The 12,036-nt window shown below is 65.7% G+C and carries 9 protein-coding genes; 4 read left to right on the top strand and 5 right to left on the bottom strand.

Going from position 1 to position 12,036, the window contains the following annotated elements; genetic code table 11:
• Positions 1–84: 84 nt before the first annotated feature.
• Positions 85–3,849 (top strand): multifunctional oxoglutarate decarboxylase/oxoglutarate dehydrogenase thiamine pyrophosphate-binding subunit/dihydrolipoyllysine-residue succinyltransferase subunit, encoded by a 3,765-nt coding sequence (locus ACFWCF_RS09050; RefSeq protein WP_378559892.1) that lies wholly within the window; start codon positions 85–87, stop codon positions 3,847–3,849.
• 37 nt (positions 3,850–3,886) lie between these two features.
• Here ACFWCF_RS09050 and ACFWCF_RS09045 read toward each other — a convergent pair whose 3' ends face one another.
• Positions 3,887–4,552: a TetR/AcrR family transcriptional regulator gene (locus ACFWCF_RS09045; RefSeq protein ID WP_378559889.1), complete on the bottom strand. Its 666-nt coding sequence runs from the start codon at positions 4,550–4,552 to the stop codon at positions 3,887–3,889.
• Between the two features lie 71 nt (positions 4,553–4,623).
• Between ACFWCF_RS09045 and ACFWCF_RS09040 the strand changes: the two genes are divergently transcribed.
• Genes ACFWCF_RS09040 through ACFWCF_RS09030 form a run of 3 tightly spaced genes read left to right on the top strand, consistent with a single transcriptional unit; the run spans position 4,624 to position 7,939 of the window.
• Positions 4,624–6,201, top strand: a complete 1,578-nt coding sequence (locus tag ACFWCF_RS09040) for a flavin-containing monooxygenase (RefSeq protein WP_378559886.1) — start codon at positions 4,624–4,626, stop codon at positions 6,199–6,201.
• The gene (locus ACFWCF_RS09035) at positions 6,198–7,025 is read left to right on the top strand and encodes an SDR family NAD(P)-dependent oxidoreductase (RefSeq protein ID WP_378559883.1); all 828 of its coding nucleotides are present in this window, start codon (positions 6,198–6,200) and stop codon (positions 7,023–7,025) included. The genes ACFWCF_RS09040 and ACFWCF_RS09035 overlap by 4 nt, the downstream gene beginning before the upstream one ends.
• 8 nt (positions 7,026–7,033) lie before the next feature.
• Complete coding sequence (locus ACFWCF_RS09030; protein WP_378559880.1) at positions 7,034–7,939, top strand: alpha/beta hydrolase; 906 nt, start codon at positions 7,034–7,036, stop codon at positions 7,937–7,939.
• Positions 7,940–7,952: 13 nt separating this feature from the next.
• On the opposite strand, the gene ACFWCF_RS09025 is transcribed toward ACFWCF_RS09030, so the two are convergent.
• The 4 genes from ACFWCF_RS09025 to ACFWCF_RS09010 all read right to left on the bottom strand — a co-directional run bounded on the left by ACFWCF_RS09025 (position 7,953) and on the right by ACFWCF_RS09010 (position 11,972).
• Positions 7,953–8,897 carry a glycine betaine ABC transporter substrate-binding protein gene (locus tag ACFWCF_RS09025; RefSeq protein WP_378559877.1) on the bottom strand — a complete coding sequence of 315 codons (945 nt, stop codon included), beginning with the start codon at positions 8,895–8,897 and terminating at the stop codon, positions 7,953–7,955.
• 103 nt (positions 8,898–9,000) lie between these two features.
• Positions 9,001–10,194, bottom strand: a complete 1,194-nt coding sequence (locus ACFWCF_RS09020; protein WP_378488803.1) for an NADP-dependent malic enzyme — start codon at positions 10,192–10,194, stop codon at positions 9,001–9,003.
• Between the two features lie 483 nt (positions 10,195–10,677).
• Positions 10,678–11,121, bottom strand: coding sequence for a hypothetical protein (locus ACFWCF_RS09015; protein WP_378559874.1), 444 nt, complete (start codon positions 11,119–11,121; stop codon positions 10,678–10,680).
• A complete protein-coding gene (locus ACFWCF_RS09010) occupies positions 11,118–11,972 on the bottom strand; it encodes a PHP domain-containing protein (RefSeq protein WP_378559871.1) in 855 nt (284 codons plus the stop codon). The genes ACFWCF_RS09015 and ACFWCF_RS09010 overlap by 4 nt, the downstream gene beginning before the upstream one ends.
• Positions 11,973–12,036: the final 64 nt, after the last annotated feature.

Genomic DNA, 12,036 nt, shown 5'->3' with positions numbered 1-12,036 from the left:
GAATCGTCACATGCCAAGGGCTAGCCTCATAACCACAGGCGCTCCGATCGGGTACCGAAGAAAGAAACGAGGCGAACAACTGCCGTGAGCAGCAGCTCTACATCACAGTTCGGACAGAACCAGTGGTTGGTTGACGAGATGTACCAGCGTTTCCAGGACGACCCGTCGTCTGTGGATGCGAGCTGGCACGAGTTCTTGACCGATTACTCGCCGGAAGCAGCGGTTGCAGGAGGTGTGAACGGATCCGACACCACGGCACCCGAGAAGCCCGCACCGGCGACGTCCGCACCCGCCTCGACTGCTCCGGCCGCTACCGCTCCCAAGGCTGCGGCACCGAAGGCCGCGCCTGCATCCCAGGCAACTCCTGCGGCCAAGCCCCCCGCAGCCAAGCCCGCCGCAGCCAAGCCCGCCGCAGCCAAGCCCGCCGCGGCGAAGCCCGCACCCAAGGCTGCTGCCGCACTTTCCGCCACACCCACGACCGAGGAGAAGAAGGTTCTCCGCGGTGCTGCCGGTGCTGTCGCGAAGAACATGAACGCCTCGTTGACGATCCCCACCGCCACCAGCGTCCGCGCCGTCCCGGCGAAGCTGATGTTCGACAACCGGATCGTCATCAACAACCACCTCGCGCGCACGCGCGGTGGCAAGGTGTCGTTCACTCACCTGCTCGGCTACGCGATCGTCCAGGCGATCCAGGCGTACCCGAACATGAACAACCACTACGCGGAGATCGACGGCAAGCCGAACCTCGTCACCCCGGCGCACACCAACCTCGGTCTCGCCATCGACCTGCCCGGCAAGAACGGCCAGCGTTCGCTCGTCGTCGCTGCCATCCGCAACTGCGAGACGATGAACTTCGCGCAGTTCTACTCGGCGTACGAGGACATCGTTCGTCGTGCGCGCGACGGCAAGCTCACCGGTGAGGACTTCTCCGGCGTCACAATCTCGCTGACCAACCCGGGCGGCATCGGCACCGTGCATTCGGTTCCGCGTCTGATGAACGGACAGGGCGCGATCGTCGGTGCCGGCGCGATGGAGTATCCGGCCGAGTTCCAGGGCGCCTCCGACGAGCGCATCGCAGAGATGGGTCTCGGCAAGCTGCTGACTCTGACCTCGACGTACGATCACCGCGTCATCCAGGGCGCCGAGTCGGGCGAGTTCCTCCGCCAGATCCATCAGCTGCTGATCTCCGACGAGTTCTACGACGAGATCTTCCACACGCTGCACATTCCTTACGAGCCTGTTCGCTGGCGCAAGGACGTGCCGGAAGGTCTCGTCGACAAGCACACCCGTGTGCTCGAGCTGATCGCGGCGTACCGCAACCGCGGTCATCTGATGGCCGACACCGATCCGCTGCAGTTCGTCCGCGACAAGTTTCGTTCGCATCCCGACCTCGATGTCACGACCCACGACCTGACCCTGTGGGATCTCGACCGCGAGTTCAACGTCGGCGGGTTCCACGGCCAGCAGCGCATGAAGTTGCGCGATGTGCTGTCGGTGCTGCGCGATGCGTACTGCCGCCACGTCGGCATCGAGTACACGCACATCCTCGAGCCCGAGCAGCAGCAGTGGCTGCAGGAGCGGGTCGAGGCGCACCACGTCAAGCCGACGGTGGCGCAGCAGAAGTACATCCTGAGCCGTCTCAATGCCGCCGAGGCGTTCGAGACGTTCCTGCAGACCAAGTACGTCGGCCAGAAGCGGTTCTCGCTCGAGGGCGCCGAGTCGGTCATCCCGATGATGGACAGCATCATCGACCAGGCCGCCGAGCACCAGCTCGACGAGGTCGCGATCGCCATGCCGCACCGTGGTCGTCTGAACGTGCTCGCCAACATCGTCGGCAAGCCGTATTCGAAGATCTTCACGGAGTTCGAGGGCAACCTGAACCCGTCGGCCGCACATGGCTCCGGCGACGTGAAGTACCACCTGGGCGCCGAAGGCACCTACATCCAGATGTTCGGCGAGAACGACATCAAGGTCTCGCTCACCGCGAACCCGTCGCACCTCGAAGCGGTCAACCCGGTGCTAGAGGGTCTCGTTCGCGCCAAGCAGGACATCCTCGACAAGGGCGAGAGCGGCTTCACCGTCCTGCCGCTGCTGCTGCACGGCGACGCCGCGTTCGCGGGGCAGGGTGTGGTTGCCGAGACGCTGAACCTCGCGTTGCTGCGCGGGTACCGCACCGGCGGCACCGTGCACATCGTCGTCAACAACCAGGTCGGCTTCACCACCGCACCGGAGCACTCGCGTTCGTCCGAGTACTGCACCGACGTCGCGAAGATGATCGGTGCGCCGATCTTCCACGTCAACGGTGACGACCCGGAGGCCTGCGTGTGGGTTGCGCAGCTCGCCGTGGACTTCCGCGAGAAGTTCCACAAGGACGTCGTGATCGACATGATCTGCTACCGCCGTCGCGGCCACAACGAGGGCGACGACCCGTCGATGACGCAGCCGGCGATGTACGACGTGATCGACACCAAGCGCAGCGTCCGTAAGAGCTACACCGAGGCCCTCATCGGCCGCGGCGACATCTCGCTCAAGGAAGCCGAAGACGCACTGCGCGACTACCAGGGTCAACTGGAGCGGGTGTTCAACGAAGTCCGCGAGCTCGAGAAGTTCCAGCCGGAGCCGTCCGAGTCCGTCGAACTCGACCAGACCCCTGCACCTCGCCTGACGACGGCGGTGGATCAGGGTGCGCTCGACCGCATCGGCGACGCATTCGTCAATGTCCCCGAGGGCTTCACCGTGCATCCGCGCGTCAAGCCGGTCATCGAGAAGCGACGCGAGATGTCCCGCGAGGGCAACATCGACTGGGCGTACGCCGAGTTGCTCGCGTTCGGGTCGCTCGCCGAGCAGGGTGCGCTGGTGCGTCTGGCCGGCCAGGACTCGCGTCGCGGCACGTTCACGCAGCGGCACTCGGTCCTCATCGACCGCAAGACCGGCGACGAGTACAACCCGCTCGCCGAGCTCGCCGCGACCTCCGGCCAGGGTGGCCGCTTCATGGTGTACGACTCCGCACTGACCGAGTTCGCCGGTGTGGGCTTCGAGTACGGCTACTCGGTGGGCAACCCCGAGGCGCTGGTGGTGTGGGAGGCGCAGTTCGGCGACTTCGTCAACGGCGCACAGCCCATCATCGACGAGTTCATCTCGTCCGGTGAAGCCAAGTGGGGTCAGCTCTCCGACGTCGTGATGCTCCTGCCGCACGGCCACGAGGGCCAGGGTCCCGACCACACCTCAGGTCGTATCGAGCGTTGGCTGCAGCTGTGCGCCGAGGGTTCGATGACGGTGGCAGTGCCGTCGACCCCGGCAAGCTACTTCCACCTGCTGCGTCGCCATCACCTCGACGGCATCCGCCGTCCGCTGGTCGTCTTCACGCCGAAGTCGATGCTGCGAAACAAGGCTGCGGTCAGCAACGTCGAGGACTTCACACACGGTAAGTTCCGCTCGATCCTCGAAGAGGTCCCGTTCGAGAACGAGACTGCGGATCGGGCCAAGGCCACGCGCGTGCTGCTGACCTCGGGCAAGATCTACTGGGAGCTGCTCGCGAAGAAGCAGAAGGAAGGCCGCGAGGACATCGCGATCGTCCGCGTCGAGCAGCTGTACCCGGTGCCGCGTCGCCGGCTCGCCGAGACTCTCGACAAGTACCCGAATGCCACCGAGTTCTTCTGGGTGCAGGAGGAGCCGGCCAACCAGGGTGCATGGCCGTTCCTGGGTCTGGCTCTGCCCGAGCTTCTTCCCGGTCACCTCGCCGGTGTCAAGCGGGTGTCGCGTCGCGCGATGTCTGCTCCGTCGTCGGGATCGAGCAAGGTGCACGCCGTGGAGCAGCAGGAGATCCTCGACAAGGCCTTCGAAAGCTAGAAAGCCCCGTTCGTACTCGAGCGGAGCATGACGGTTCTCATGCGAGCCGGGCCGGTTCGTCCTTCGGGGCGACCGACCCGGCTCGCGCCGTTTCACCGAGCCCGACCGCCGCGTAGGTGACGGCAGGAAGTGCGCCGACCGCGAGTTCGATGAATTGGTCGCGGTCGATCACCGGATCGCGGAGCCACGCGATCGTGATGTCTTCGACGAAGGCCACCCAGCCGTGAACGGCGAGGCGAACCGCGGGGCCGGCCTCGATCTCGATGTCCGGCAGGTAGCGAAGGGTTCGCTCGACCATCGCGGTACGCGTGTCCTCGAAGACCTCGCGCATGTCCGGGTCGCCGCTCGCACTTCCACGCAGCATGGACACGTAGGTGGCGCGGCGCTCGGTCACGTAGTCCGCGTAGGCGACGATCGTGCCGCGCAGCATGTCGAAGGGTTCGAGGGCCTCGTCCGGTGCTGTGCACTCGAGCATGTCGCGGCTGATGTGCCGGACGAGTTCGACGTGGAACTCGTGTTTGGACGAGAAGTAGTGGAAGAGCAGCCCGCGCGACACTCCCGCTTCGTCTGCGATGTCCTCGACGGAGATCTGGTCGAGTGGACGCTGCGCGAGCATCCGCATGCCGAGGTCGATCAGCTGGGCGCGACGTTGTTCCGGTCCGAGTCTTCTTCGTTTGGTATCGGTGTCTTTCACGCCTTCCATGCAACAGTCCTACTGAACTCGAGTCAACAAGACTATTGACCGGCGCTCAACAAGTGCCTACGCTGAGATACATGAGTCTTCCGGTTACAGACACCGCCGCGGCCGACACGAGTCCCCGCCTGGTCGACACCCTGATCATCGGCAGCGGATTCGCCGGACTCGGCGCCGCTATCGAGCTCACCCGCGCGGGCAAGGACTTCCTCGTCCTCGAACGCGGCAACGAGGTGGGCGGCACCTGGCGCGACAACACCTACCCCGGCGCCGCGTGCGACGTGCCGTCGAACCTGTACTCGTACTCCTTCGCACTCAACCCCGGCTGGACCCGCTCGTTCTCTCCGCAACCGGAGATCCAGGCATACATCTCGTCGGTCGCCGACAAATACGACGTCCGCCGCCGCACAGTGTTCGGATGCGACGTACAGTCCGCGACCTGGAACACGAGCAGTTTCCGATGGGACGTCGAGACCACCAAGGGCGCATTCAGCGCGAAGATCCTCGTCTCCGCGGTCGGTGCACTGTGCGAGCCGTCGCTGCCCGATATCAAGGGCATCGACGGTTTCGAAGGCGAAGTCTTCCACTCGTCGCGCTGGAACCACGATGCCGACCTCACCGGCAAACGTGTCGCGGTGATCGGTACCGGAGCCTCTGCCATCCAGATCGTTCCCGCGATCGCCGGGAAGGTCTCACATCTGGACGTCTACCAGCGCACTGCGCCGTGGATCCTCCCGCGTGCCGACCGCGAGTACACCAAGGCCGAGAAGTTCGCGTTCCGATACGTGCCGGGCTTCCAGCGACTGTCCCGCACCCTGCAGTATCTGATGCGTGAGACGCAGGTCGTCGGCCTCGCCAAGGCGCCGGTCTTCATGAAGCCCCTCGAACTCGCCGCTCGCGCCCAGATCCGTCGGCAGATCTCCGATCCGATCCTCCGCCGCAAGGTCACCCCGACCTTCAAGATCGGCTGCAAGCGCATGCTGATCTCCAATGCCTACTACCCGGCGCTCACCCGACCGAACGTCGACCTGGTCACGGCAGGCATCGCCGAGGTGACCGCCGACGGCATCGTCACCAGGGACGGCACCGTTCGCAAGGTGGATGCGATCGTCGTCGCCACGGGTTTCCACGTCACCGACTCCCCCACCTTCGCCGGCATCGTCGGCAAGGACGGCCGCTCGCTCGCCGAAGTGTTCGACGACACCGGTATGCAGGGATACAAGGGGGCCACGGTCGCCGGTTTCCCCAACATGTTCTTCCTCGTCGGCCCCAACACCGGACTCGGCCACACCTCGATGGTGTACATGATCGAATCGCAGCTGAACTATCTTGCCGATGCAGTCCGGACCATCGACCAGCACCGCATCGGCACCGTCGAGGTACGTCAGGATGCCCAGGACCAGTACAACCGCGATCTCCAGAACGCACTCGCATCGAGCGTGTGGAGCAACGGTGGCTGCGCGAGCTGGTACCTGGACAAGCACGGCAACAACACCACGCTGTGGCCTGGATTCACGTTCGAATTCCGCCGCATCACGGAACATTTCGATCTCGAGGCGTACCGTAGCGTCGCCACCGCCGATCTTCCCGCTCCCACGCAGGCACAGGCAGCCGAGTCCACACCGAAGCGCACCGCCCGAAAGGTTGCAGCGAAATGAGTGAATTCCTGGGTAAGGTCGCCGTCATCACCGGCGCCGGATCGGGCATCGGCCGCGCTCTCGCGCTGAACCTTGCAGCGAAGGGGGCCCGGCTCGCCCTCTCCGACGTCGATACCGTCGGACTCGAGGAAACCGCTCGCCGTGCACGCGATCTCGGCGCCGAGGTCGAGGTCGACGCGCTCGACGTCTCGCAGCGCGAGAAGGTTCTGGAGTACGCGGACAAGGTCGTCGCGCGCTTCGGCGTGGTCAACCAGGTCTACAACAATGCGGGCATCGCCTACCACGGCGAATTCGAGCGCACCGAGTTCAAAGACTTCGAGCGCATCATGGACGTCGACTTCTGGGGGGTCGTCAACGGCACGAAGGCGTTCCTCCCCCATCTCATCGCCTCGGGCGACGGCCACCTGATCAATGTGTCGAGCCTGTTCGGGCTGCTCTCCATTCCCGGCCAGAGTGCGTACAACGCAGCCAAGTTCGCGGTGCGCGGGTTCACCGAGTCGCTACGGCAGGAAATGCTCGTCGCGAAACATCCCGTTCGGGTCACGTGCGTGCATCCCGGCGGCATCAAGACGGCGATCGCGCGCAACGCGGTCGTCCCCGACGGCGACGACCAGGTGTCCTTCGCGCAGTTCTTCGACAGCAAGCTGGCCCGCACCAGCCCCGAGGATGCTGCCGCGACGATCGTGAACGGCGTCCGGAAAGACAAGGGGCGCGTGCTGATCGGCGCCGATGCCAAGCTGCTCGACGGGTGGGTGCGTCTCGTCGGGCCGTCGTATCAGCGTGTCGTGGCGCTGGTCGCGGGTCGTATCATGCCGAAGGGATAGCCTGCCTCATGCCTCACCTACCGCTGCCGCTGGTCCGTGCCGTGCTTCGACCTTTGTACGCGCTCACGCTCAACGCGCGGCTCCCCTACCCCGTGCAGCGGCGGCTGCTCGAGGCCGCCGCACCGATCCAGACGTTGCCGTCCGGCACCGTGGTCCGGCAGACCAGCCTCGCCGGACGCCCCACCGAGCGAGTGACAGTGGGAGCCTCCGAACGGCCCACCGCAGTTCTGTACCTGCACGGGGGTGCCTACACCTGCGCCTCGCCGGCTACACACCGCTCGCTCGTCGCACACCTCGCCGCCGCCAGCGGTTCGGTGGTCTACACGCTGGATTACCGGCTCGCACCGGAACATCCGTACCCCGCCGCAGTGGACGATGCGGTCGCTGCCTATCTCGAACTTCTGTCCGAGCATGATCTGACTCCCGAAAATGTTTCCATAGCAGGGGATTCGGCGGGTGGCGGCCTCACCGTCGCCACCGCGAACCGGCTCATCGGCGAACAGGGCATCACTCCGGCCGCGCTGGGTCTGTTGTCGCCGTGGACCGATCCTGGTTCGCGAACAGCCCCTTTCGAACGGGACGTCGTCATCAACACGGGGTGGGCGTATTCCTCCGCCGAGGCGTACCTCGGCGGTGGCGACCCCACCGACCCGGGCTACGCGCCGATGCACTCGGACCTGACGGGCCTGCCGCCGACGTTGATCCAGGTAGGTACCACCGAGCTGCTCTACCCGCAGATCCTCGAGTTCGCGGGCAAACTGCGCGCGGCCGGTGTGGATCTCACGTTGGTGGAGCAGCCGGAGTTGTGGCATGTCGCGGGGCTGCAGGCTTCTCTCGTGAAGGAGGCCGCAGACGCCGTGGTCGAGTTCGGTGAGTTCCTGCGCTCACACATGGCAGCGCGGTCGCAGGCCTGACCGGTGGGCACCGTCAGGCGTGTTCGGCGAGCCAGGCGTCGGCGACTTCGGTGATGTCGCCGCCGTCGTCGATGCGGGTCAGCATCTCTGCCAGGTCCGTGGTGGTGAGTTCGCCGGCGACGGTCCGTAGCGCATCGAGCTGAGGCTCGCCGAGCACGTCCTTGCGGAAGACGGGGACGACGTTCTGTGCGACGAACACCGGCGCCTCCGCGTCTGCGGAGGCCTTTTCCATGGGCGCGCGATCCGGGTGGTCGGGCACCGCGACCACATCACTTCCGCTGCGTTCCGCCGCGAACACGGGTGCGAGGGTGGTCAGACCCGCGACGGTGTCGCCGGACGCCGCAGCGAAGGCCGCAGTGGAGTCGGCGCGTTCCACCGACCGTGGCTCGCATCCGATGCCGGTGAGAGCATCGAAGCCCCCCGCGGCCTCGAATTCGGGGGTGAGGACGAAGGTCAGATCGGCGCAGCGATCGGCAAGGTCGGCGACCCTGGCGCCGTCTTGCTGTGACCCGAGTTCGGTGCCTACGGCCAGAACCGCGCGATTCTGGGCCGACGCATAGTCCGCGATCGTCAGTTCGTCCGGGAGCGCGCGTGCCAGTGCTTCGAAGACATCCTCGGCGTCGGTGGAGGTGACACCGGGATCGTAGTGCGCCAGCAGTAGACCGGAGTAGTCGGGAATCACCGTCACGCCGGCGGTGTCGAATGCGGCAAGGGACGCAGACCGGTCGCCGAGACCGTCGCGCACCTGCACGTCGATGCCGGTCGTGCGCAGCACCCCGGCGTAGAGGTGCGCGAGCAGTTCGGCGTCCGCGCCGTCCCGTGCCCCGACCACGACGGGACCAGACACCTCCGCAGGGTCGAGTACCGACGACGCGCATCCGGCCGAGAGCGACATCGCGGCCGCCACCGCCACGATCGGTAGTCGCTTCCGCATCCATTGGATTCCCACGGCGGTCATTGTCGCGCATCCTCGGCGGAAGCCGATCGCCCGGTGCACAGACCCCGAACGCCCCGGTCGAACCTTGGTGCGGGTTCGAGCCGGGGCGTCCGGTGCGATCACGTCAGTCGGCGACACCTTCTGCCTTCGCAGCGGCCGCAACGGCCTCTGCGACGGCGGGCGCGACACGCGGATCGAGCGGGCTCGGAACGATCTTGTCCACAGCCAGCTCATCGCCTACGACCGAGAGGATGGCCTCGGCGGCGGCGAGTTTCATACCCTCGGTGATGCGGCGGGCGCCAGCGTCGAGTGCACCCTTGAACACACCGGGGAAGGCAAGCACGTTGTTGATCTGGTTCGGGAAGTCGCTGCGGCCGGTCGCGACGATCGCCACGTGCTTGGAGGCGACGTCGGGGTGGATCTCCGGGTCCGGGTTCGACAGCGCGAACACGATCGCGTCGTCGGCCATGGTCGCGACGATCTCCTCCGGCACCGTGCCGGCGGACACGCCGACGAACACATCCGCGCCGTCGAGCGCCTCGACGATCCCGCCGTGACGACCGGCCGGGTTGGTGCGGTCGGCCAGATCGGTCTTCACGCCCGACAGGTCGGTGCGCTCGTGCGAGATGATGCCCTTCGAATCGAGCACCGTGACATCGTCGACTCCCGCGGCGAGCAGGATGTTGGCGCACGCGACACCGGCTGCGCCGGCGCCGGAGATGACGACCCGCAGCTTCGTGATGTCGCGGCCTTGCACCTTCACCGCGCCCTTGAGTGCGGCGAGCAGGACGATGGCCGTGCCGTGCTGGTCGTCGTGCATGACCGGGCAGTCGAGTGCTTCGATCAGACGCTTCTCGATCTCGAAGCAACGCGGCGCGGAGATGTCCTCGAGGTTGACGGCACCGAAGCTGGGGCGCAACCGGATGATGGTCTCGACGATTTCGTCGGAGTCCTTGGTATCGAGGACGAGAGGAATCGAGTTGAGTCCGGCGAACTTCTTGAACAGCGCGGCCTTGCCCTCCATCACAGGAAGCGAGGCGCGCGGGCCGATGTCGCCGAGTCCGAGGACGGCGGTGCCGTCGGACACGACCACCACGAGACGGTTGGTCCAGGTGTACCGGTCGGCCAGCGTCGCGTCGGCTGCGATCGCGCGGCTGACCTGTGCAACGCCGGGGGTGTACGCGATGGACAGGTCGCGCTGGGTATCCAGCGGCGAGGTGAGCTCAACGGAGAGCTTGCCGTCGACGTGGCTGCCGAAGATCTCGTCGTCCGTCAATGCGAGCTTCTGAGGGGTTTGTGCGTCGGACACAATAGACACGATGACACTCCTGCGTGGTCCGAGACCAGGCGGGTCTCGGTTACTGCGAAGTAACTGCAACAGAACACCATTGGTATGCACCAACGTGCATGCCTCGACCTTGTGTAGTTGCAGCAGCTTCGCCAAGGACGGGTTCGGTGAAGCTTCCGGGCGCGATCACGATTACCGCTGTACAACGCTGTACGACTTCCGGAGCGTGATGGCGCCGAGGAGGGTGGCCCTGGCGGCGGCCCTTCGTTCCAACGAGCGACAGGGTCTGCCATCTTCTGCCCGAAGCGGGGCGGTAGCACCACCTCGAACCACACAGAAGTTTGCCACCTTCACAGACCAAACATCAAATCGGTGTTGGTTGCGAAGGTTCTCACCTGTTTGCCCGCCCTACCTGTGAGTTTGCAACTCGACGAGCCGATTTTTCGGCGATTTCTCAGTGGTTCCTGGGGTTACGTCCGGGCTACCCGCGAGTAGCACAGGGATTTCGCGGGCTCAGCCCCACCACTGCGTGAACAACAGAATCGATGCAGTGAAAACCACCACAATTGCGGCGAAGACAGAAATCGGTCCTCGCCGGCGATCCGCGAACACCTGCGCCACCACTGCGACGACCGCCGCCGCGACATGCGCCGCCACCGACTCGGCACCCGGGCCGGGGAAATCGCGCTCGCCCCCGAGATAGTGGGCCCCGCACACGACCAACATGAGAACCAGGACGGCGCCTGTCACGATTCCCGAGACGACGCGGGCAGCCCTCACGACGATCCCGGCCCGCCGGGGCGAACTTCCATAGCGCGAATCATCGCCGTGGTACTCACTCGAGTCGTACTCGGCTGCGTAGTACTCATCCGCGTAGTACTCATCGTCGTAATAATTGCTGTCCCGGTAGATTTCATGATGCTGCGGCTCGCCGCGACGCGGATCCCGAGATCTCATCCCTCGACCACCTCGACACCGTGTGCCCGATCGAGCAGGTCCGCGAGGGCGTCGCCATCCGTCGTGAACCGACCGAGCTCGACCGACTTGTTCTCGCCGTGATAGTCGGACGAACCGGTGACGAACAGTCCCAGTTTCGAGGCCAGGTCCTTCATCAGCCGCGCATCCGCGTCGCTGTGGTCGGGATGGTCGGCCTCGACACCGCCGAGCCCGATCTCGGCGAGTTCCTCGATGTGATCGAGAGCCAGCAATCGTCCGCGCGCTCTCGCACGGGCGTGCGCGACGACCGTGACGCCACCAGCAGTCTGCACCATCTTCACCGCATCGGACAGAGGCGTGTCTTCCTTGGCCATGTAATAGCGGCCTTTCGGCGACAGGAGATCGAGGAAGGCATCGCCGATCGTCGGCACGACGCCGGCCTCGACGAGCGCGCGCGCCAGATGCGGCCGGCCGGCCGCCGGTCCGGCCTGCGCGAGGACGCGGTCCGCGTCGATGGGCAGTCCGTCCGCCGCCATGCGTTCCGCCATCACCCGCAGCCGCGACACGCGCTCACCGCGCAGCCGCTCGAGTTCGTTCACGAACACCGGATCCGTGGGATCGAACAGGTAGGCCAGTAGGTGCACCGCGACGGGATGGCCGTCCTCACCACGACCGGTGCACGACATCTCCATTCCCCGGACCAACCGCAGGCCGGAGGGCAGAGCATCGGCGGCCTCGTCCCACCCCGCTGTGGTGTCGTGGTCTGTCAGGGCCACCACGTCGAGGCCTGCTGCAGCCGCGTTCCGGACCAGCCCGGCCGGGGTGTCCGTACCGTCGGAGGCGGCCGAGTGGGAATGAAGATCGATGCGCACCACATCAGTGTGTCAGGTGCAGCGACTACGATGATCGAGCGACCGGACAGCGTCTTCGACGTGT

The sequence above is a fragment of the Rhodococcus sp. NPDC060090 genome (assembly GCF_042729855.1).
GTDB lineage: Bacteria > Actinomycetota > Actinomycetes > Mycobacteriales > Mycobacteriaceae > Rhodococcus.
This window is presented reverse-complemented; position numbering and strand designations above follow the sequence as displayed.

What these genes read in the sequence shown, in the direction of transcription:
- ACFWCF_RS09045 (WP_378559889.1), bottom strand. Translation starts at nt 4,552, where the DNA reads ATGGAAGGCGTGAAAGACACCGATACCAAACGAAGAAGACTCGGACCG.
- ACFWCF_RS09040 (WP_378559886.1), top strand. Translation starts at nt 4,624, where the DNA reads ATGAGTCTTCCGGTTACAGACACCGCCGCGGCCGACACGAGTCCCCGC.
- ACFWCF_RS09035 (WP_378559883.1), top strand. Translation starts at nt 6,198, where the DNA reads ATGAGTGAATTCCTGGGTAAGGTCGCCGTCATCACCGGCGCCGGATCG.
- ACFWCF_RS09030 (WP_378559880.1), top strand. Translation starts at nt 7,034, where the DNA reads ATGCCTCACCTACCGCTGCCGCTGGTCCGTGCCGTGCTTCGACCTTTG.
- ACFWCF_RS09025 (WP_378559877.1), bottom strand. Translation starts at nt 8,897, where the DNA reads ATGACCGCCGTGGGAATCCAATGGATGCGGAAGCGACTACCGATCGTG.
- ACFWCF_RS09015 (WP_378559874.1), bottom strand. Translation starts at nt 11,121, where the DNA reads ATGAGATCTCGGGATCCGCGTCGCGGCGAGCCGCAGCATCATGAAATC.